Origin of the sequence: Pseudomonas asplenii (genome assembly GCF_001293465.1) — a bacterium.
In the GTDB taxonomy this organism is placed as follows: domain Bacteria; phylum Pseudomonadota; class Gammaproteobacteria; order Pseudomonadales; family Pseudomonadaceae; genus Aquipseudomonas; species Aquipseudomonas fuscovaginae_B.
This window is the reverse complement of the sequence record NZ_JSYZ01000001.1, coordinates 135,711-154,716: the sequence shown is the minus strand read 5'-3', so window position 1 is coordinate 154,716 and position 19,006 is coordinate 135,711. Positions and strand designations below refer to the sequence as shown.

Annotated in this window: 21 protein-coding genes; 7 read left to right on the top strand and 14 right to left on the bottom strand. The window is 61.4% G+C overall.

All coding sequences use genetic code 11. The features are described 5' to 3' along the window. Positions 1-77: 77 nt before the first annotated feature. Both PF66_RS00765 and argF read right to left on the bottom strand, forming a co-directional pair. The gene (locus PF66_RS00765) at positions 78-1,121 is read right to left on the bottom strand and encodes an ABC transporter ATP-binding protein (RefSeq protein WP_054061666.1); all 1,044 of its coding nucleotides are present in this window, start codon (positions 1,119-1,121) and stop codon (positions 78-80) included. After that, positions 1,118-2,038, bottom strand: a complete 921-nt coding sequence (gene argF, locus PF66_RS00760) for an ornithine carbamoyltransferase (RefSeq protein ID WP_054057476.1) — start codon at positions 2,036-2,038, stop codon at positions 1,118-1,120. Before argF ends, PF66_RS00765 begins: the two co-directional genes overlap by 4 nt. Positions 2,039-2,467: 429 nt before the next feature. Here argF and PF66_RS00755 point away from each other — a divergent pair, with 429 nt between their 5' ends. The 3 genes from PF66_RS00755 (at position 2,468) to grxD (ending at position 5,473) form a co-directional block, all read left to right on the top strand. Continuing rightward, complete coding sequence (locus PF66_RS00755) at positions 2,468-2,758, top strand: hypothetical protein (protein ID WP_054057477.1); 291 nt, start codon at positions 2,468-2,470, stop codon at positions 2,756-2,758. Positions 2,759-2,893: 135 nt separating this feature from the next. After that, a complete protein-coding gene (locus PF66_RS00750) occupies positions 2,894-4,999 on the top strand; it encodes a molybdopterin oxidoreductase family protein (protein ID WP_054061665.1) in 2,106 nt (701 codons plus the stop codon). Between the two features lie 135 nt (positions 5,000-5,134). Beyond that, positions 5,135-5,473: a Grx4 family monothiol glutaredoxin gene (gene grxD / locus PF66_RS00745; RefSeq protein WP_017902756.1), complete on the top strand. Its 339-nt coding sequence runs from the start codon at positions 5,135-5,137 to the stop codon at positions 5,471-5,473. 131 nt (positions 5,474-5,604) lie between these two features. On the opposite strand, the gene bfr is transcribed toward grxD, so the two are convergent. Together bfr and PF66_RS00735 are read right to left on the bottom strand one after the other, a co-directional pair. Beyond that, on the bottom strand, positions 5,605-6,078 hold the full coding sequence (gene bfr, locus PF66_RS00740) for a bacterioferritin (protein WP_054061664.1): 474 nt from the start codon (positions 6,076-6,078) through the stop codon (positions 5,605-5,607). 199 nt (positions 6,079-6,277) lie between these two features. Next, positions 6,278-6,496, bottom strand: a complete 219-nt coding sequence (locus tag PF66_RS00735; protein ID WP_054057480.1) for a bacterioferritin-associated ferredoxin — start codon at positions 6,494-6,496, stop codon at positions 6,278-6,280. Between the two features lie 291 nt (positions 6,497-6,787). On the opposite strand from PF66_RS00735, the gene PF66_RS00730 reads away from it, so the two are divergent. Beyond that, positions 6,788-7,390 carry a peroxiredoxin gene (locus PF66_RS00730; RefSeq protein ID WP_054057481.1) on the top strand — a complete coding sequence of 201 codons (603 nt, stop codon included), beginning with the start codon at positions 6,788-6,790 and terminating at the stop codon, positions 7,388-7,390. A gap of 72 nt (positions 7,391-7,462) precedes the next feature. Here PF66_RS00730 and rnt read toward each other — a convergent pair whose 3' ends face one another. Together rnt and pyrC are read right to left on the bottom strand one after the other, a co-directional pair. Then, positions 7,463-8,140: a ribonuclease T gene (gene rnt, locus PF66_RS00725; RefSeq protein ID WP_054057482.1), complete on the bottom strand. Its 678-nt coding sequence runs from the start codon at positions 8,138-8,140 to the stop codon at positions 7,463-7,465. Further along, positions 8,137-9,183 (bottom strand): dihydroorotase, encoded by a 1,047-nt coding sequence (gene pyrC, locus PF66_RS00720; protein ID WP_054057483.1) that lies wholly within the window; start codon positions 9,181-9,183, stop codon positions 8,137-8,139. Before pyrC ends, rnt begins: the two co-directional genes overlap by 4 nt. A gap of 156 nt (positions 9,184-9,339) precedes the next feature. Here pyrC and PF66_RS00715 point away from each other — a divergent pair, with 156 nt between their 5' ends. Beyond that, on the top strand, positions 9,340-10,305 hold the full coding sequence (locus tag PF66_RS00715; RefSeq protein ID WP_054057484.1) for a flagellar protein MotY: 966 nt from the start codon (positions 9,340-9,342) through the stop codon (positions 10,303-10,305). 129 nt (positions 10,306-10,434) lie between these two features. Continuing rightward, a complete protein-coding gene (locus PF66_RS00710; RefSeq protein WP_054061663.1) occupies positions 10,435-11,652 on the top strand; it encodes an argininosuccinate synthase in 1,218 nt (405 codons plus the stop codon). Positions 11,653-11,817: 165 nt separating this feature from the next. On the opposite strand, the gene PF66_RS00705 is transcribed toward PF66_RS00710, so the two are convergent. Further along, a complete protein-coding gene (locus tag PF66_RS00705; protein WP_054061662.1) occupies positions 11,818-12,357 on the bottom strand; it encodes a hypothetical protein in 540 nt (179 codons plus the stop codon). 921 nt (positions 12,358-13,278) lie between these two features. Here PF66_RS00705 and PF66_RS00700 point away from each other — a divergent pair. Beyond that, positions 13,279-13,905, top strand: a complete 627-nt coding sequence (locus PF66_RS00700; protein WP_010445030.1) for a response regulator transcription factor — start codon at positions 13,279-13,281, stop codon at positions 13,903-13,905. Between the two features lie 122 nt (positions 13,906-14,027). Here PF66_RS00700 and PF66_RS00695 read toward each other — a convergent pair whose 3' ends face one another. The 7 genes from PF66_RS00695 to PF66_RS00665 all read right to left on the bottom strand — a co-directional run bounded on the left by PF66_RS00695 (position 14,028) and on the right by PF66_RS00665 (position 18,915). Next, entirely contained in the window at positions 14,028-14,207 is a 180-nt protein-coding gene (locus tag PF66_RS00695; RefSeq protein ID WP_054057487.1) for a PA3496 family putative envelope integrity protein, read from the bottom strand. A gap of 107 nt (positions 14,208-14,314) precedes the next feature. Beyond that, positions 14,315-14,953: an endonuclease III gene (gene nth, locus PF66_RS00690; protein WP_054061661.1), complete on the bottom strand. Its 639-nt coding sequence runs from the start codon at positions 14,951-14,953 to the stop codon at positions 14,315-14,317. Positions 14,954-14,960: 7 nt separating this feature from the next. Further along, positions 14,961-15,566, bottom strand: a complete 606-nt coding sequence (locus tag PF66_RS00685) for an Rnf-Nqr domain containing protein (protein ID WP_054061660.1) — start codon at positions 15,564-15,566, stop codon at positions 14,961-14,963. Beyond that, on the bottom strand, positions 15,563-16,159 hold the full coding sequence (locus PF66_RS00680) for an RnfABCDGE type electron transport complex subunit G (RefSeq protein ID WP_054057490.1): 597 nt from the start codon (positions 16,157-16,159) through the stop codon (positions 15,563-15,565). The genes PF66_RS00685 and PF66_RS00680 overlap by 4 nt, the downstream gene beginning before the upstream one ends. Continuing rightward, positions 16,156-17,148 (bottom strand): RnfABCDGE type electron transport complex subunit D, encoded by a 993-nt coding sequence (locus tag PF66_RS00675; protein WP_054061659.1) that lies wholly within the window; start codon positions 17,146-17,148, stop codon positions 16,156-16,158. The genes PF66_RS00680 and PF66_RS00675 overlap by 4 nt, the downstream gene beginning before the upstream one ends. Then, on the bottom strand, positions 17,135-18,340 hold the full coding sequence (gene rsxB, locus PF66_RS00670) for an electron transport complex subunit RsxB (RefSeq protein WP_054061658.1): 1,206 nt from the start codon (positions 18,338-18,340) through the stop codon (positions 17,135-17,137). Before rsxB ends, PF66_RS00675 begins: the two co-directional genes overlap by 14 nt. Further along, complete coding sequence (locus PF66_RS00665; RefSeq protein ID WP_054056609.1) at positions 18,337-18,915, bottom strand: electron transport complex protein RnfA; 579 nt, start codon at positions 18,913-18,915, stop codon at positions 18,337-18,339. Before PF66_RS00665 ends, rsxB begins: the two co-directional genes overlap by 4 nt. Between the last annotated feature and the right edge of the window lie 91 nt (positions 18,916-19,006).

Below are 19,006 nucleotides of genomic sequence, written 5' to 3'. Positions count from 1 at the left end.
TTGACTGGTTGTCAATGAGCATTCCGAGCCGGTTTTTAACGCCGCATAACCAAGTTTCAAGCGATTTCGTACATAGCCTAGGCCTGAAACAGCACCAGGTGCTCGGCGGCCACGCTGATCCCGACTTCCTCGCCCGGCTGGTGATCGGCATGGCTGGGGAAGATCGACTCCAATTGGCTGCCACTGGGCAATTGCAGGCGATAGAGGGTCGCGGCACCGAGGAACGTCCTGCTGGTGACCCGCGCCTTCAGCGGACTTTTCGGCGCCGGGACGATGTCGTCCGGGCGCAGCAGTACATCCACCGCCGTGCCCGCCGGCCAGGCATAGGCGCGGTTGCCACGCAGCACACCCAGTTCGGTCTGCACCGATTCGTGCGTCTGCAACTGCCCGCGGATGAAGTAGCCCTGGCCGATAAAGCTGGCGACGAATGGCGACGCCGGCTCGTGATAGAGGTTATAGGGCGTATCCCACTGCTCCAGCCGACCTTCCTTGAAGACCCCGACATGATCGCTGACGGCGAAGGCCTCTTCCTGATCATGGGTGACCAGGATCGCACTGGTGCCGCGCAGCTTGAGAATGTCGCGGACTTCGTGACTGAGCTTGCGGCGCAATTCGCCATCGAGGTTGGAGAAGGGTTCGTCGAGCAGCAGCAACTGCGGCTCCGGTGCCAGCGCCCGGGCCAGGGCCACGCGTTGCTGCTGGCCACCGGAAAGCTCATGGGGATAACGCTGGCCCAGGCCCTTGAGGTTCACCAGCTCCAGCAACTCGGCGGTGATCCGCTCCAGGTCCGGGTGCCTGCGAATGCCGAAGGCGATGTTCTGCGCGACGCTCAGGTGCGGAAACAGCGCGTAGTCCTGGAATACCATGCCGATTCGGCGTTTCTCCGGGGCCAGGGTGAAACCGGCCCTGGAGATGACCTCGCCGGCCAGCTGGATCTCGCCCTGGTGGACCGGCTCGAAACCGGCAATGGCGCGCAGCGTGGTGGTCTTGCCGCAACCCGAAGGGCCCAGCAGGCAACCGATGTCGCCGGCATTGAGATGCAGGTTGAGGTTCTGCACGACTCGCTGGTCCTGATAACCGCAAGCCAGGTCGTGCAGATTCAGCAGTAGCGAATGGCTCATGCAGGGCGGTACGCCGGCTTGACCAGGAACTCGAGCAGGGCCTTTTGCGCATGCAGGCGGTTCTCGGCCTGGTCCCAGGCGACCGAGCGCTTGTCGTCGAGCAGGTCGACGCTGATTTCCTCGCCGCGGTGGGCGGGCAGGCAATGCATGAACACGACGTCCGGGGCTGCCAGGTCGAGCAGTTCACGGGTGACCTGCAGGGGTGCGAACAGCTCCAGGCGCTTGGCGGTTTCCTCTTCCTGGCCCATGGAGGTCCAGACGTCGGTACTGACCAGATGTGCACCGCGCACCGCTTCCCGTGGGTCGCGGACCAGGCGTACCCGCTCGCCGGCCTGGGCCAGCAACGCCGGGCTCGGGTCGTAGCCTTCGGGGCAACTGATACGCAGTTGGAAGTCGAACTGGATCGCCGCTTCGATGTAGCTGTTGCACATGTTGTTGCCGTCGCCGATCCAGGTCACGGTCTTGCCCTGGATCGAGCCGCGATGTTCGAGGAAGGTCTGCATGTCGGCGAGCAACTGGCACGGGTGCAGTTCGTCGGACAGGCCGTTGATCACCGGTACGCGGGAGTTGGCGGCGAACTCGGTCAGGGTGCTGTGCTTGAACGTGCGCAGCATGACCACGTCGAGCATGCTCGACAGCACGATGGCGCTGTCGCCGATGGGCTCGCCACGGCCCAGTTGGGTGTCGCGCGGCGACAGGAAGATCGCCTGGCCGCCCAGCTGGATCATGCCGGCTTCGAACGAGACCCGGGTACGTGTCGAGGATTTCTCGAAGATCATCCCGAGAATACGGCCCTTGAGCGGCTCGAACAGGACACTTCGATCACGCAGGTCCTTCAGCTCGATGCCTCGACGAATCAGCCCGGCCAGTTCAGCGGGCGTGCAATCCATCAGGGAGAGAAAGTTCCTAGCGCTCATCATTGACTACCTTTTTGCAACAGACCGCAGATGCTCAAAACCGGGTTTTTCGGAAAAACGGGTGAGACCTGCGGCGTAAGCCGCACGGGGCGACGAAATAGGGGGAGACGCGATCGTATAAGAAAATGTCGCGTGATACCAATAGGAGGCTTCGTTTTGGAATGATGAAGCGAGGGCGCGAGGGTTATTTCCGCGCTTTTTGCTACAGTTTTCCAAGCCTGTACCGATAATCGCAATGTGCCATTTGTACACGGCTGCCACCGCCTTTGGCAATTGACGCGGCGGCGGCAGGCGGCTGCGGGTCGTTTTCTGAACCGGTGGTCGAATCTTTTGCGGTCATGCTCGCGTGGCCAGGCAAAAGCGGAAACATTTCCTAAACTATGTGGCTAGGTTATAAATGTGTCATTGCAGACACACAGAGGCTTTGGAATGGAATCGAAAGAGCAACAGCTCATGGAATTGCTAAGGCTGACTGCACAGGCGCTGACGCATATGACCGCCTCTGTGACCGCAATGTCTTTCGAATTGTTGCGCAGTGACGACGAAGTCACGCGTGCGTCCGGACGACGAATGATCGATCGCATGGCCACCATCAGCTCCGGCCTCGACGAACATTGGCGCTTGATCGGCGAGCTGACCGGCGTGCAGGTGGCCCACGAGCAGGTCCAGACCGTCCAGGAAATCCAGATGCAGTCCACCCCCAGGTTGCCCCTGTCCTGATCCCCGCAGGCGCCATCGGCTCGCCTGATACTCCCCGATTCACAAGACGAACGTCGCTGGCAGGCCTGTCCGCCACGGGCCATAGTTCTGTTTCCGCAGCCTGTCGGGCTGCCCAGAACAAGACAGAGACTGGCCATGACCAAGACTCTTCACCACCGTGCCTGCCATCTGTGCGAAGCCATTTGCGGCCTGACCATCGAAACCACCACCACTGCCGATCAGGTTCAAATCACCTCGATCAAGGGGGATGCCCTGGACACGTTCAGTCGTGGTCATATCTGCCCCAAGGCGGTGGCGTTGCAGGATATCCAGAACGACCCTGATCGCCTTCGCCAGCCGATGCTGAGGGTGGGTGAGCAATGGCAGCCGATCGGCTGGGAGCAGGCCTTCGACCTGGTGGCCGAGCGCCTGGCCGCGATCCAGCAACAGCATGGGCCGAATGCCGTGGCGACCTACCAGGGCAACCCGAGTGTGCATAACTACGGGCTGATGACCCACAGCAACTACTTCCTCGGGCTGCTCAAGACCCGCAACCGCTTCTCCGCGACTTCGGTCGACCAGTTGCCGCAGCACCTGAGCAGTTACCTGATGTACGGCCACGGACTGCTGCTGCCGATTCCCGACATCGATCACACCGACTTCATGCTGATTCTCGGTGGCAATCCATTGGCCTCCAACGGCAGCATCATGACCGTGCCCGATGTGGAGAAGCGCCTGAAGGCGATCCAGGCGCGTGGCGGCAGGCTGGTGGTGGTCGATCCGCGGCGCAGTGAAACCGCAGCCATCGCCGACCAGCACCTGTTCGTGCGTCCGGGGGGCGATGCGGCCTTGCTTTTCGGTCTGCTCAACACGTTGTTCGAGGAAGGCCTGACCCGTGGCAGCCATCTGCCGGTGGACGGCCTGGATGAGGTGCGGGCCGCAGTGGCGCCGTTCACGGCGCAGGCGATGAGCCCGCTGTGCGCCATCCCCGCCGAGCAGATCCGGCAGTTGGCGCGGGATTTCGCCGCGGCGGACAAGGCGGTCTGCTATGGGCGGATGGGCGTTTCCACCCAGGCCTTCGGCACTCTCTGTCATTGGCTGGTGCAACTGCTCAACCTGGTGACCGGCAATCTCGACCGGGTGGGTGGTGCCTTGTGCACCGAGCCGGCGCTGGATCTGGTGGCCTCCACCGGCGGCGGGCATTTCAATCGTTGGCAGAGCCGGGTTTCCGGCTTGCCGGAGTATGGCGGTGAGTTGCCGGTATCGGCGCTGGCCGAGGAAATGCTCACGCCCGGCGAAGGGCAGGTGCGGGCACTGGTGACGGTGGCCGGCAACCCGGTGCTGTCGACGCCCAATGGCCGACAGCTGGAACAGGCGCTCGCCGGTCTGGAGTTCATGGTCAGCATCGACCTGTACATCAACGAGACCACCCGGTACGCCGATCTGATCCTGCCGTCGACCTCGGCGTTGGAGAACGATCACTACGACACCACGTTCAACCTGTTCGCCGTACGTAACGTCACGCGCTTCAATCGGGCGATCCTGGCCAAGCCCGAAGGGGCCCTGCATGACTGGGAGATCTTCGTTGGCCTGGCCAGGGCGTTTGCCGCCCGTACCGGCAAGGAGCTGAAGCCGACGCTGCCACCGGCGCAGATGATCGACATGGGCCTGCGCCTGGGGCGCTATGGCGACGGCTCCGAGTACAAACTGTCGGTACAGCGGCTCGCCGAGCACCCCCACGGGCTCGACCTTGGCGCGCTCAGGCCCAACCTCGGCAAGCGCTTGAAGACACCCGACCAGCGTGTTCGGGCCGCGCCACCGGAAATTCTCGCCGACCTGGAGCGTTTTGCCGCGCAACAGCTGCCGCAGGCGGGGGAGTTGTTGATGATCGGGCGCCGCCATGTGCGCAGCAACAACTCCTGGATGCACAACTACCATCGCCTGGTGAAGGGCAAGCCGCGGCACCAGTTGCTGATGCACCCGGATGACCTGGCCAGCCGCAGGCTCGAAGACGGGCAGCGGGTGCGGGTCAGTTCACGGGTCGGGACGATCGAGGTCGAGGTGGTTGCCAGCGTCGAGATGATGCCGGGGGTGGTGAGCCTGCCCCATGGCTGGGGGCATGCGCGACCGGGCGTGCAGATGGCGATCGCCAGCGGCCAGCCGGGCTCCAGCGCCAATGACCTGACCGATGAGCGGCAGGTGGACCGGGTATCGGGCAATGCGGCGTTGAATGGCGTACCGGTACGGGTGGTCGCGGCTTGAGGGCTGTGCTGTCTGGCCGCAGGCGGCCAGGCTCATGCGATTATCATCGGGGAGACCGAGCAGCGCGCTCGGCTTTCCGATACAATGCCTCACCGTGCCGACAACCGAGTCGGAAAGTTTTTGCCGAGGTGTTCCATGGATATCATCGAAACGATTAAAGAGCAGATTGCCAACAACACCATTCTGCTTTACATGAAAGGCTCGCCGAATGCCCCTCAGTGTGGCTTCTCCGCGAAAGCCGCGCAGGCGGTCATGGGTTGTGGCGAGAAGTTCGCCTACGTGGACATCCTGCAGAACCCGGAAATCCGCGCCAACCTGCCCAAGTACGCCAACTGGCCGACCTTCCCGCAGCTGTGGGTAGCCGGTGAGCTGGTCGGCGGCAGCGACATCATGGCCGAGATGTTCGCCAACGGCGAACTGCAGACCCTGATCAAGGACGCTGCCCAGAAAGCCGCGGCCAAGACCGAGGCCTGATCGGCGGTTGCGGCGTCGGGCTTGCCGAAGCCAGCCGCTTGGCGAGCAAGCCCTGACCGCACCGTTTCTGACGCCCAATAAAAAGCCCCGCCTCTCGACAAGAGGGCGGGGCTTTTTATTGGGTGACGTTTTTACTCGTCGCCCATCTGCGATTGCAGGTAGTTTTCAAGCCCGATCTTGTCGATCAGGCCCAGCTGGGTTTCCAGCCAGTCGATATGCTCTTCTTCGGATTCGAGGATATCTTCCAGCAGTTCGCGGCTGCCGAAGTCATTGTGTTTCTCGCAGCAGGCAATCGCTTCCTTCAGATCCTTGTGGCCTTGTCGTTCGAGCCTCAGGTCGCACTCAAGCATTTCCCGGGTGTGCTCGCCGATGAGCAGCTTGCCCAGATCCTGTACGTTAGGGATGCCTTCCAGGAACAGGATGCGCTTGATCAGCTTGTCCGCGTGTTTCATCTCATCGATGGACTCGTGGTACTCGTGCTTGCCCAGCTTGTTCAGGCCCCAGTCCTCATACATCCGCGCGTGCAGGAAGTATTGGTTGATCGCGATCAGCTCATTGGCAAGGATCTTGTTGAGCTGCTGGATGACTACTTTATCGCCTTTCATGATGGGGTCCTGCCCTGTAATCGCTGTCTATAGGGCGGAGTTTGATCCCGGCAACTTCGAGTGTCAAACCTAAGTTATTGAATAATATATAAAAATTAATCGGAATAAGAATGTTTTTATTCTGCGTTATGCCGCTAAGCAATTGAATTGCGGACATAAAAAACCGGACACTAAGTCCGGTTCCTTAAAATTCGCTGTTTTATGCGGCAGAAAATTCTACGGCATAGGGCAGGGCGGCCTGGCTGCTTTGCAGTTCGGTCAGCGTTTCACGCACCACCTGCTTGGCCAGGCAGGCACACTTGCCGCATTGGCTGGCAACGCCGGTCGCCTGGCGTACTTCACGGTAGCTGCAGCAGCCTTCGAAGATCGCATCGCGGATTTGTCCGTCGGTAACGCCATTGCAGAGGCAAACGTACATAGGGTGGGAACCGTCGCTGGTTGGAACTCGATTGCCGTTGATCTTAATGTTAACGAGAATGATTGTCAAAGTGGTTTGGGCGGGCATTTCGGCGATTCGAATACCGTCTGACGAATGGCGTGCGGGCCATAAGGGGACGGCCTTGCAAAAACCGTTTAGGAGCGTCAAAAAACGCGGTGTATGATGGTGGGTTCCAAGGACACGAGGTCGTCGCGTCATAGGCTTGTCGCTTAAAGGGGGCATCCTTGCACCGACCTCGTTCTGAACGTGACTATCACCAGGAGATATCCAATGAGCGTACTCGTAGGCAAACCAGCCCCCGACTTCACCGTGCCGGCCGTACTGGGCAATGGCGAAATCGTCGACAGCTTCACCCTGTCCTCGGCCATCAAGGGCAAATACGGCCTGGTGTTCTTCTACCCGCTGGACTTCACCTTCGTCTGCCCATCCGAGCTGATCGCCCTGGACCACCGCATGGCGGACTTCCAGGCGCGTAACGTCGAAGTGGTTGCCGTGTCCATCGACTCGCACTTCACCCACAACGCCTGGCGCAACACCGCCATCAACGACGGCGGCATCGGCAAGGTCAAGTACACCATGGCTGCCGACCTGAAGCACGAAATCGCCCAGGCCTACGACGTCGAGTCCGAAGGCGGCGTGGCTTTCCGTGGCGCCTTCCTGATCGACGACAAGGGCATCGTCCGCTCGCAGATCGTCAACGACCTGCCACTGGGCCGTAACATGGAAGAGCTGATCCGTCTGGTCGACGCCCTGCAGTTCCACGAAGAGCACGGCGAAGTCTGCCCAGCCAACTGGAAAAAAGGCGACAAGGGCATGAACGCCTCGCCAGAAGGCGTTGCCGCCTACCTGACCGAGAACGCCGGCAAGCTGTAAGCCGCCGCTTCACGGACAAAAAAACCGGCCTCAGGGCCGGTTTTTTCATGGGCGCGATTCGTTCGGGCGGGATCAGTCGTTGAAGTCTTCCCAGCCGCCCATTTCCTTCCAGCGGTTGACGATGCCGCAGAACAGCTCGGCGGTCTTCTCGGTGTCGTAGCGCGCCGAGTGGGCCTCGCGACCATCGAAATCGATACCGGCGGCCTGGCAGGCCTTGGCCAGTACGGTCTGGCCGTAGGCGAGGCCGGCCAGGCTGGCGGTGTCGAAGCTGGAGAACGGGTGAAACGGGTTGCGCTTCATGTCCAGGCGCGCCACGGCGGCGTTGAGGAAGCCGAGGTCGAAGCTGCTGTTGTGGCCGACCAGGATCGCCCGCTTGCAACCGTTGGCCTTGAGTGCCTTGCGTACGCCGCGGAAGATGTCGGTCAGCGCGGTTTCCTCGCTGACCGCCATGCGCAGCGGGTGATCGAGCTTGATCCCGGTGAACTCCAGGGCCGCCGCCTCGATGTTGGCACCTTCGAACGGCTCGACCCGGAAGAAGTAGGTGTGCTCGGGGAACACGAAGCCATCTTCGTCCATGCCGATGGTGGTCGCGGCGATTTCCAGCAGGGCGTCGGTGGCGGCGTTGAAGCCACCGGTCTCTACGTCGACGACCACTGGCAGGTAGCCGCGAAAGCGTGCGGCCATCGGGTGGCGGGGGCCACCTGAAGCACCGTTGCCTTCCAGTTCGTCGTCGAAATGATCATCACTCACAGGGTTTCCTCCAGCAGGCGCCAGCGCAGTTTTTCACCGGCGCGCAGCGGGATCACGGACAGCTCGCCAAACGGCAGGCTGGCGGGGGCGGTCCACTCTTCGCGAACCAGGGTGATGCGCTCGCTGTTCGGCGCCAGGCCGTAGAAGCGCGGGCCGTGCAGGCTGGCAAACCCTTCGAGCTTGTCCAGGGCATTACGCTGCTCGAACGCCTCGGCATACAGCTCGATGGCCGCATAGGCGGTGTAGCAACCGGCGCAGCCGCAGGCGGCTTCCTTGGCGTGCTGGGCGTGGGGCGCCGAGTCGGTGCCGAGGAAGAACTTCTCGCTGCCGCTGGTGGCGGCGTCGAGCAGGGCCGACTGGTGCGTATTGCGCTTGAGGATCGGCAGGCAGTAGTAATGCGGCCGAATGCCACCCACCAGCATGTGGTTGCGGTTGTACAGCAGGTGGTGGGCGGTGATGGTCGCGCCGACGTTGCCCGACGCCGCGTTGACGAACTGGACCGCGTCGGCCGTGGTGATGTGCTCGAACACCACCTTCAGCGTCGGGAAGCGCTCGACCACACGACTCATGTGCTCGTCGATGAATTGTTTCTCGCGGTCGAACACGTCGACCTCGCTACGGGTCACTTCACCGTGCACCAGCAGCGGCATGCCGACTTCGGCCATGGCCTCCAGGACGGGGAAGATCTTGTCCACGCTGGTCACGCCGGAGTCCGAGTTGGTGGTCGCGCCAGCCGGGTACAGCTTGGCCGCGTAGACGAAACCACTGGCCTTGGCGGCGCGGATCTGCTCGGGTTGGGTGCGGTCGGTGAGGTAGAGCACCATCAGCGGCTCGAAACGGCTGCCGGCCGGCCGCGCCGCGAGAATGCGCTGGCGATAGGCGTCGGCTTCGTCGGCATCGCGTACCGGTGGCACCAGGTTTGGCATGATGATGGCGCGACCAAAGGTGCGCGCAACATCCGCAACAGTGTGGGGTAACGCAGCACCATCGCGAAGATGGATATGCCAGTCGTCGGGACGCAGCAGGGTCAGGCGGTCGGACATTGGGGATTCCAGGCGGGTCGAACTCAGGGGAATGCTACCGGAAAAGACTCTCTCAGGCACTCGCTATCAAGTTTTGCCGGATGCAACCGATATCCCGAAGGTATGGCGTAGAACCGGTACGTCAGTCTCACAGCCGTAGAACCATTGGAGCCTCCCGTGCGCCAGCGTTATTTAGCCCTGCTCAGTATGTTTGCCAGCCTGCCGGCCATGGCGTTGACTTTCCAGACCCGTCTGGAAAGCATCGAATGGAAGGTGGAAGGGGACAAATTCGAGTGTCGGCTGACTCAGCCGATCACCGACTTCGGTGCCGGCGAGTTCGTGCGACGTGCGGGCGAGCAGGCGATTTTCCGGCTCAAGTCCAATAACCACATGTTCGGCGGCGGTTCGGCGACCCTGCTGGCCGCGGCGGCGCCCTGGCAGCCCGGGCGCGGCGACATCAACCTGGGCTCGGTGAAAATCGGCAATGGCGATGTGCTGTTCAACAGTTCCCAGGGCCAGGCCGGCGGCCTGTTCCATGGGCTGCTCGAAGGCCGTAGCCCGTTGGTCCGTCACTATTCCCGTGAGGGCGGGGTTTCCGAGGTGCGCCTGTTGCCGGTGAAATTCAACCAGGCCTACAGCGACTTCCAGAGCTGTACCGCCAAGCTGCTGCCGAAGAATTTCGAGCAGATCAAGCAGGCCGAGGTCGGTTTTCCGGATGGCGGCATCGAGCTCAACGCCCAGGCCAAGGCCCAATTGCAGGTGATGCTGGACTTCATGAAGGCCGATCCGACCGTCAATCACATCGAGCTCGACGGCCATTCGGACAACAGCGGCAACCGCCTGACCAACCGCGACCTGTCACGTCGACGTGCGCTGGCGGTGATGGATTTCTTCAAGGCGGCCGGTATTCCGGAGTCGCAGATCGTCATGCGTTTCCATGGCGAGCGTTACCCGCTGGTGCCCAACACCAATCCCGCCAACCGGGCGAAGAACCGTCGGGTCAACATCCACCTTGAACGTGCCCCGGAGGCTCCCGCCGCACCCGCTCCCGCCGCGGCAGCGCCCGCTGCGCCGACGCCCGAGAAGCCAGCCGAAAAGCCGGCACCGACCGCAGCGGCTGGCAGCGCGGCGAAAACTTCCTGAAACGGCTGTTCTCGTCGCGCTCCCGACAGTATCTGTCGCATTGACATCCTTGGCTGTCGCGCCTCTGTAAAACCACGAACCGGGTCGGTAGAATCGGGCCTTTCCGTACAACCCCCGTGGAGTGATGGCATGGCCGACGTAAAAAAGGTCGTTCTCGCGTATTCCGGCGGCCTGGACACTTCGGTGATCCTCAAGTGGCTGCAAGATACTTATAACTGTGAAGTGGTGACCTTCACCGCTGACCTGGGTCAGGGCGAAGAGGTCGAGCCGGCTCGTGCCAAGGCGCAGGCCATGGGCGTCAAAGAGATCTATATCGACGACCTGCGCGAAGAATTCGTACGCGATTTCGTCTTCCCGATGTTCCGTGCCAACACCGTCTACGAAGGCGAGTACCTGCTGGGTACTTCCATCGCGCGTCCGCTGATCGCCAAGCGCCTGATCGAAATCGCCAACGAAACCGGCGCCGACGCCATTTCCCACGGAGCCACCGGCAAGGGTAACGACCAGGTGCGTTTCGAGCTGGGCGCCTACGCGCTCAAGCCGGGTGTGAAAGTGATCGCTCCGTGGCGCGAATGGGACCTGCTGTCCCGTGAGAAACTGATGGATTACGCTGAAAAGCACGCCATCCCGATCGAGCGTCATGGCAAGAAGAAATCGCCGTACTCGATGGATGCCAACCTGCTGCACATCTCCTATGAAGGCGGCGTGCTGGAAGACACCTGGACCGAGCACGAAGAAGACATGTGGCGTTGGACCGTCTCCCCGGAGAACGCTCCCGACAAGCCGCAGTATCTGGAACTGACCTACCGCAACGGCGACATCGTTGCGCTGGATGGCGTCGAAATGACCCCGGCCACCGTGCTGGCGACCCTGAACCGTATCGGTGGCGCACACGGTATCGGTCGTCTCGACATCGTCGAGAACCGCTACGTGGGCATGAAGTCCCGCGGCTGCTACGAAACCCCTGGCGGTACCATCATGCTGCGCGCGCACCGGGCGATCGAGTCGATCACCCTGGACCGCGAAGTCGCTCACCTCAAGGATGAGCTGATGGCCAAGTACGCCAGCCTGATCTACACCGGCTACTGGTGGAGCCCTGAGCGTCTGATGCTGCAACAGATGATCGACGCTTCGCAGGTTCACGTGAACGGCGTGGTTCGCCTGAAGCTGTACAAGGGCAACGTGATCGTGACCGGCCGCAAGTCCGACGAGTCGTTGTTCGATGCCAACATCGCAACCTTCGAGGAAGATGGCGGCGCCTACAACCAGGCCGATGCTGCCGGCTTCATCAAGCTCAACGCGTTGCGCATGCGCATTGCCGCGAACAAGGGCCGCAAGCTGTTCTGATCCAGTGCCTGCCTGAAAAGAACCCGGCCATGCAGGCCGGGTTTTTTTTGCGTCGTGAACAGTAGGCGGAGTGCGCCTCGGGGGCATCTTCTCGTTCGGCCTGCTGGTTGAGGTGTGCGGCGGGAGAGATAAGGCTGATCTGGCGCGAACAGGCGGTGCCAGGGGTCAATCCGGGTGCTCCTCCCGTTGATGGTGGAGCCCGAAGCGGTAGTTCTTCGCCAGTTCCCACACCTGGCGCACACTCAACTCCAGCGTCTGGGCAATCTCCTGGGCGGTGTATCCCAATGCCGCGTAGTGCATGGCATGGCCGGCGATCACGTCATCATCCTGCAGGCCGCCAACGTCCGGCTGGGGATGGCGGTACCTCCTGGCAGCCGCCAACGGGCGTCGCTGGGCGATTTTCAGCCCCTGGTCCCGGGCCATTCTTTTTATTTCTTCCTTGTTCATCTTCAACGAATATTGCAAGGCATAAATACCTGCGCCCTTCGTTATCAGGTCTTTCAGAAGTTCAACTTTCCTTGTGTAGTCCTCCTCTGTTTCAGTGGCTTTTTCCGAACAGCCTGCTGCTGTGCGATTGTTGGCGGGTGACTCTTTTCTTGCGCTGGTATCTATCGTTCCACCGCTTTTGATGAACTCGCTGATGGCCAGTTCCAGTTCGTGAGGTTTACAGGGAGTGTTCTCTTTGTTTATTTTTGCGTTTTTCATGATATATAGCCTGCTCGTGGAAGTGGATAGGCTGTAATGGATTTTCCTGCGAGGGGACCGGGTCGAGGCGGTTCCTGTTTTCAAAGAAGCTAGCGGGATAAATTTTTGCCTGCAAGGGAAAAGCATGTTGCTCAGTTGCCGGTAATTTTTTCGGTTGGCAAGTTTTAATGTTTTGGTAAGCGTTCTTTTGGTGATGTAGTCCGTTTCTTTAAGTTGAGGTTGGTGTGGATGTGAATTGTCTTGGTGCTGTTGTGTTATGATTTTTTTGAATGTTTTTAATTATCCTTTTGCAAAGATTTATCTGGTACCGGAGCACAGTCTTTTCTGTCGGGTTTCGCCGAGGCTCGTCCAGCCGGGCTCCTGATTGACAGATAAACGCTTTTTGGCCGCGCTTGTGTCATCAAATGATAAACATGTTTATTGCGTGGCCCAGGCTCTGGCGCGACATCGATTCAGGTGTGACGGTCGACTGTGGTGCCTGCGGCAAGGCCGGTTGGCACTGGAAGCGGTCTTGTGAGAGGGGGGGGCGGGGGGTTGCCGCAGGTAGGTGGGTTATTTCTTGTTGCAGAAAACCAATAGACATTCAATGCCTGGTATCTCTAAGGTTGATGTGTAATAAGCAAGGTGTCGTGAGTCGTATGTTTGTTCATTTTGTTTATTGGTTTCTTTTTCCGCTTCATGAGGCGATATCCATGCAGCGAGCCAGGGGCTTGTAGCGCAGAATCTCCGAATGGGGGTGTCATCACCTCGTTCCTGAAAACGGTACTTTTCTTGTGGTGCTTTTTTTGTAGGGCAATTCCTTGTTGTTTGTAGGGAAGGTCTTTGGCTGATACTGCCTGGGGTAGGTGCTATGCCCAGGAGGTTGTGACTAGGCTATTGTGCTGATTCTGAAAATTCGAACAGCGAAATTTGGACTTGCCCATGAATAAAGTGCTGATCGTGGATGATCATCCCGTCATTCGTCTTGCCGTACGTATGCTGATGGAACGGCATGGATACGAAGTCATCGCGGAGACGGATAACGGCGTGGACGCCTTGCAACTGGCGCGAGAGCATACGCCGGACATAGTTATACTCGATATAGGAATTCCCAAGCTGGATGGGCTTGAAGTGATTGCCCGTCTAACTTCCATGGGGCTCTCTTTCAAGGTGCTGGTGCTGACTTCGCAGGCTCCCGGTCATTTCTCCATGCGTTGCATGCAGGCGGGAGCTGCCGGTTACGTGTGCAAGCAGCAGGACCTGACCGAGATGCTCAGCGCCATCAAGGCCGTTCTTTCCGGCTACAGTTATTTCCCCAACCAGGCATTGCATACCGTGCGTTCCAGCATGGGCAATGCCAGTGAGGCGGATATGGTCAACCGGTTGTCCGGTCGCGAGATGATGGTGCTGCAACAACTGGCCAGGGGAAAGAGCAACAAGGAAATCGCCGATGGCATGTTCCTGAGCAACAAGACCGTGAGTACCTACAAGACACGTCTGCTGTTGAAGCTCAATGCCCGTTCCCTGGTCGACCTGATCGAACTCGCCCAGCGTAATGGTCTGGTTTGAGCGCCGTTCCGGCAGTGTGGGGGAGGCGTTGGCAAGGTCGGAGTGATGAGGGCGGGACGACACGCCTGTCGTCATAGCCAAAAGCCTCCGAACAGGAGGCTTTTGATGGGAGGGGCTCGTTACTACAGGTCGAAATCGTAATCAGCCAGCTGCTTTTGCAGGCGGCGTTCTTCCAGCAGGTTGTCGATGGTACGACGCTTGCTCAGATTGGTCTTCGCCACCTCTACTTGAGGCTCCGTTTCGTCCGGATCGACCTGCATCAGGTCGTCCTCTATATCCAGCGCTTCTTTATCGGTACTCATAAAGTCAACTCCGGGCTAAGACTGCCGTTGGCGCTCCTTATATCGATAATTAACGATCGGGTAAAAAAGATTTTTTCAATCGACTTATCAATAATAGTAATGGAGGCTCAATCGTCGGATGTCTTGTGCTTGTATTCGCACAGATCCTCGATTCGGCAACTGCCACAGCGCGGCTTTCGGGCCTGGCAAACGTAGCGGCCGAGCAGGATCAGCCAATGATGGGAGTCGAGCAGGTATTGTTTCGGTACGAATTTCATCAATTGTTTTTCCACTTCCAGCACGTTCTTCCCGGGTGCCAGCCCCGTGCGGTTGCTGACCCGGAAAATATGCGTGTCGACCGCCATGGTCGGCTGCCGGAAGGCGGTATTGAGCACCACGTTGGCGGTCTTGCGGCCAACCCCGGGTAATGCCTCCAGGGCTTCACGGGTTTGCGGCACCTCGCTGCCATGCAGCTCGATCAGCAGTCGGCAGGTTTCGATGACGTTTTTTGCCTTGCTGTTATACAGGCCGATGGTCTTGATGTACTCGGACAGCCCTTCGACCCCCAGCGCGTAGATCGCTTCGGGGGTATTGGCGACCGGGTACAGCCGTGCCGTCGCCTTGTTCACGCCGACGTCGGTGGCCTGGGCGGAAAGAATCACGGCAATCAGCAACTCGAACGGTGACGAGTACGCCAGTTCGGTCTTGGGTTCCGGATTGTCTTCGTGGAGCCGACGGAAAATTTCCAGGCGTTTGGCGGCATTCATGGGGCAGTCATTTCCTTGGAAGCACTCGGTGTGAGGTTGAACGCAGGGTCCAGGCTTGTTTCAGGGCCAGCAGCAGACCGAGCAGGAGAAACGCCCCTGGCATCAGCCCGGCCAGGCGCAAGCCGCTCGCTGCGGCGAATACCCTGACAGGCTCTGGGGGCGCCGAGCCGATCCACCATTGCAGGTGGGCGAACAGCGTGCCGTCCGCCAGCAGTTCGCGCAGCAGCCCCAGGCAGATCGACAGGGCGCCGAAGCCGGCGAACAGATGAATATTCTCTCTCAACCCGCCTGCGCGGAAAAAGCCCAGATGTTCCAGCGCCAGGCATTGCACGCCAAGCAGGGCCAGGTAGAAGCCAAGGGCCTGCTGCAATTCCCAGGACCAGACCTGCAGTCCCAGCGAGACCAGGCTGGCGCTGGCAGCGGCGAGCAGGGCCTGCGCCGGCCACGCCAGGCCTGGATTGAGCCAGGGTTTCAGGGCGCGGCTCGATGCGCCATAGAGTACGGCCACCAGCAGGCTTGCCAGCCACAGGGACGCGGCCTTGATCAGCGAGTCGCTGGCTCCGAGCAGGGGGGCAAACATCAATGAGCCGGGCAGCAGCGTGCTTCTATTCATTGGTCCGGCTCTCCCAGCAGTTGCCCGCGGTGCTCGTCGAAGTAGCGCAGGGCGTCATGGGTCGCATCGACCGCCGCCCGCGAGGTGATCGTGGCACCGGCCATCTGGTCGAACTGGCCACCGTCCCTTTTCAGCTTCCACGCCGTGTCGGGAGTATCCGTGCGTGACTTGCCGAGAAAGGTGCCCAGCCAGGCGCCGCCGTCCTCGGCGATCCTGGCACCCAGCCCGGGAGTTTCCCGCTGCGACAGGGTTTTCACGCCCAGCAGTCTGCCGTTCGTGTCGATACCGACCAGCAATTCGAGCGGCCCGCCGTAACCCCGGGTTCTGCTCTGGAGCACGATGGCCACCGGCTTTCCGTGCAGCCGCATCCGATAGCCTTGAGTCAGGCTGCTATGGGCCAGCTCACTGGCGTCCAATGCCAGCGACTGGCGCTCGTATTCACCGGGCGGGAGCACCTGGGACAGCGCTCGCGTCTGGACTGCCAGTTGCTGCGCCTGGATGCGCGGTGTCACCTGTCGCTGCAGCTCCCAGACCAGGCCCGCAAGCAGCGCTGCCAGGGCGACCACCATCACCAGCGAGCCGGTTCTGTTCATGGCGTGCTGCGCTCGTCACGAGGGACCGACCAGCGCTCCACAGCCGGCACCGCCAGGTTCATCAACAGCACGGCGAAGGCCACGCCATCGGGGTATGCACCCCAGGTGCGGATAAGGTAGGTGAGCAGCCCGACCCCGGCACCAAACAGCAGGCGGGCCCTGGCACCAGAAGGGCCTGAGACCGGTTCGGTGACGATGAAGAAGGCTGCGAGCATGGTCGCGCCGCTCAACAGGTGAAACAGCGGCGAGCCGTTGGAATCCGAACCGCTGCCGTTCCAGCCGATCAGGCTGGCGAGGAACAGACCCGCCAGCATCCCGACCGGGGCATGCCAACTGAAAACCTTCTGTTTCAACAGCAACAGGCCGCCGGCGAGAAAGGCCAGGTTGACCCACTCGGTGCCCTTGCCGCCCCAACGGCCGAAAGCGGCATGGCTGGCGAACAGTTCTTCCATGGTCAGGCTTTTATTGAGCCGCAGGCTGTCGAGGGCGGTCGCCTGGGCCCAGGCGTCGGGCTGGCCGGGCAGATGCAGGCCGAATACCTGCTGCAGGCCGCCGAGCAGGTCCAGGCCATGGGGCGCCGGCCAGTGTGTCATCGGCTGCGGGAAACTCACCAGCGCCAGTGCATAACCGAGCATCGCCGGGTTGAAGGGATTCCTGCCGATGCCACCGTACAGGTGCTTGCCCGCCAGCAGGGCGCCAGCGCTGGCGAACACCGCCAGCCACCACGGCGCGTAGGGTGGCAGCGCCAGGCCGAGAAGGGTGGCGCTGACCAACGCGCTGCCGTCCTGCAACGCGGGCCGCAGCGGACGTGCGCGCAGCCGCAGCACAGCGGCTTCGGTCAGCAGTGCGGTGCTCGCGCACAGCAGCAGATTGATCGGCACGCCCCAGCCATACAGCCCGAACAGCACCAGCGCGCCGGGCAACGTGGCGAGCAGCACCCACTGCATGGCCTGCCGGATGCGCCTGTCCGGCTGGTCAGGGCGCAACATGGGCATTGACCTGGCGCTGGGCCTCCTCGAGCCTGCGTTGGGCGTCACTCAGCGCCTGTGCCGAGGTATCAGGGCGGCGCTGCAGTTTGCCAAGTTCGGCACGGGCATAGGCCAGTTCAGTTTTAAGGGCCCTGAGCTGCTGATCGATCGGCCTTTTTTCGATACGAACCAGATCGGGGGCGGGCTTCCCGGAGGCATCCTCGGCGGCATGCAGGTCGCGCTCGGCCTGTGCGAGCGCGGCGCTGAGGAGGGCGACCTGCTCGGCTGGCGCCGCATTCGCCTCGGCCTTCTTCAGCTCGGCGCGGCGCATGGCCAACTGGATCTTGGCGCGCTTGAGTTCGGCATCCTGGGGCATCGCGGGCGCCGGGTTGGCGGCAGCGGCGCTTTCCAGGCGGGCAAGGGCCAGCTCCGCGGCTTCGAACTGTTGCTGCAGCACCACCAGTTGTGCGGCCTGCTCGGCAGTCGGTGGATGGCCGAAGGCCTTCAGGGATTTGTTCAATTGCGCACGGCTCATGGCCACGTCGATCCTGGCCTTTTTCAGCGCGGCATCGGAGTCCAGGGCCTTTTGCGCCTTGACCCGTTCCAGGGCGGCCTTGACCGGATCGTTCGCCGTGTGGTCGGTTTGCGCCGGGCGCGCCGCCCTGGCCTGGCGCTCGGCATTGCGTCGTTGTTCCTCGCCCTGCAGCCGGGCGTTGTGCCGGTCGAAGCGGCGCCGGGCGCGGGCGCGTTTTTCGCTGCGAGCCTGCTGTTGCCCGGCGTCATGGGCCAACCCGCCGATAATGGGGACGACATTGGCCGGCAGCGGGCGCATTTCGATGCAGTCCACCGGACAGGGCGCCACGCACAGATCGCAACCGGTGCATTCGTCGAGGATGACCGTGTGCATCAGCTTGGCGGCACCGACGATGGCGTCCACCGGGCAGGCCTGGATGCACTTGGTGCAGCCGATGCACTCGGCTTCGCGGATGAACGCGACCTGGGCCGGTGCGGTGCCGCGTTCCGTATCCAGTTCCAGGACCGGTACGCGCAACAGGCTGGCCAGGGCGGCGATGGTTTCACTGCCGCCCGGCGGGCATTTGTTGATCGCTTCACCGTTGGCGATGCCTTCGGCGTAGGGTTTGCAGCCCTGGTGGCCGCATTTGCCGCATTGGGTCTGCGGCAGCAGCGCGTCGATGTGTTGAATCAGACTCATGACTTGAACAGTCCGTTGAAACCGAGAAAGGCCAGGGCCATGAGGCCGGCGCTGATCAGTTCGATCGGCAGCCCGCGAAACGGCAGGGGCACTTCTTCATGATAGGTACGCCGGCGCAGGTCGTGGAACAGGACCAGGACCAGCCAGAAACCCAGGCCGCCACCCAGGCTCGACAGCGCCGCCTGCCCTGGGCCGTGGTCGTCCTGCGTGGCGATCAGGGCCACGCCGAGAATGCCGGCGTTGGTCAGCAGCAGCGGCCACAGCCGTTCGAACGGCAGGCCGGGCAGCCAGCGCGCCAGCAGCTTCAGGCTCGGGCCGATCAGGGCGAAGCTGACGGGCAGGAACACCAATACTTGCAAGGCGCCCAACTGCAGCGGCAGCAATACCAGGTGATAGAGGCCATGGTTCAGCAGGGTGGCGACCAGCATCACCCAGGTGGTGGCGATGCCCAGGGCATGCAGCCGGCGGCGCTCGCCCCGGGTGTCCTGCAGCAACGGATCGACGCCCAGCGGCCAGTGCAACACGACGTTGTTGATCAGGGCGGCGCTGACGAGGGTGAGAAGGAGGTCGGTCATTGATCGTGCCGGGCAAGCGTATGGCGTGAATTATCCGGCAAGCGAACGGGCCGTACTAGCTATGAAACGTCGCGGGCCACGAAGATCGTGG

Excerpts from the sequence above, each read along its gene's own strand:
- PF66_RS00765 (WP_054061666.1), bottom strand. The coding sequence starts at position 1,121 with ATGAGCCATTCGCTACTGCTGAATCTGCACGACCTGGCTTGCGGTTAT.
- rsxB (WP_054061658.1), bottom strand. The coding sequence starts at position 18,340 with ATGAGTCTGATTCAACACATCGACGCGCTGCTGCCGCAGACCCAATGC.
- PF66_RS00735 (WP_054057480.1), bottom strand. The coding sequence starts at position 6,496 with ATGTACGTTTGCCTCTGCAATGGCGTTACCGACGGACAAATCCGCGAT.
- nth (WP_054061661.1), bottom strand. The coding sequence starts at position 14,953 with ATGAATGCCGCCAAACGCCTGGAAATTTTCCGTCGGCTCCACGAAGAC.
- PF66_RS00705 (WP_054061662.1), bottom strand. The coding sequence starts at position 12,357 with ATGAAAAACGCAAAAATAAACAAAGAGAACACTCCCTGTAAACCTCAC.
- argF (WP_054057476.1), bottom strand. The coding sequence starts at position 2,038 with ATGAGCGCTAGGAACTTTCTCTCCCTGATGGATTGCACGCCCGCTGAA.
- PF66_RS00675 (WP_054061659.1), bottom strand. The coding sequence starts at position 17,148 with ATGTTGCGCCCTGACCAGCCGGACAGGCGCATCCGGCAGGCCATGCAG.
- PF66_RS00710 (WP_054061663.1), top strand. The coding sequence starts at position 10,435 with ATGGCCGACGTAAAAAAGGTCGTTCTCGCGTATTCCGGCGGCCTGGAC.
- PF66_RS00750 (WP_054061665.1), top strand. The coding sequence starts at position 2,894 with ATGACCAAGACTCTTCACCACCGTGCCTGCCATCTGTGCGAAGCCATT.
- PF66_RS00755 (WP_054057477.1), top strand. The coding sequence starts at position 2,468 with ATGGAATCGAAAGAGCAACAGCTCATGGAATTGCTAAGGCTGACTGCA.
- PF66_RS00700 (WP_010445030.1), top strand. The coding sequence starts at position 13,279 with ATGAATAAAGTGCTGATCGTGGATGATCATCCCGTCATTCGTCTTGCC.
- grxD (WP_017902756.1), top strand. The coding sequence starts at position 5,135 with ATGGATATCATCGAAACGATTAAAGAGCAGATTGCCAACAACACCATT.
- bfr (WP_054061664.1), bottom strand. The coding sequence starts at position 6,078 with ATGAAAGGCGATAAAGTAGTCATCCAGCAGCTCAACAAGATCCTTGCC.
- PF66_RS00685 (WP_054061660.1), bottom strand. The coding sequence starts at position 15,566 with ATGAATAGAAGCACGCTGCTGCCCGGCTCATTGATGTTTGCCCCCCTG.
- pyrC (WP_054057483.1), bottom strand. The coding sequence starts at position 9,183 with ATGTCCGACCGCCTGACCCTGCTGCGTCCCGACGACTGGCATATCCAT.
- PF66_RS00665 (WP_054056609.1), bottom strand. The coding sequence starts at position 18,915 with ATGACCGACCTCCTTCTCACCCTCGTCAGCGCCGCCCTGATCAACAAC.
- PF66_RS00680 (WP_054057490.1), bottom strand. The coding sequence starts at position 16,159 with ATGAACAGAACCGGCTCGCTGGTGATGGTGGTCGCCCTGGCAGCGCTG.
- PF66_RS00730 (WP_054057481.1), top strand. The coding sequence starts at position 6,788 with ATGAGCGTACTCGTAGGCAAACCAGCCCCCGACTTCACCGTGCCGGCC.
- PF66_RS00695 (WP_054057487.1), bottom strand. The coding sequence starts at position 14,207 with ATGAGTACCGATAAAGAAGCGCTGGATATAGAGGACGACCTGATGCAG.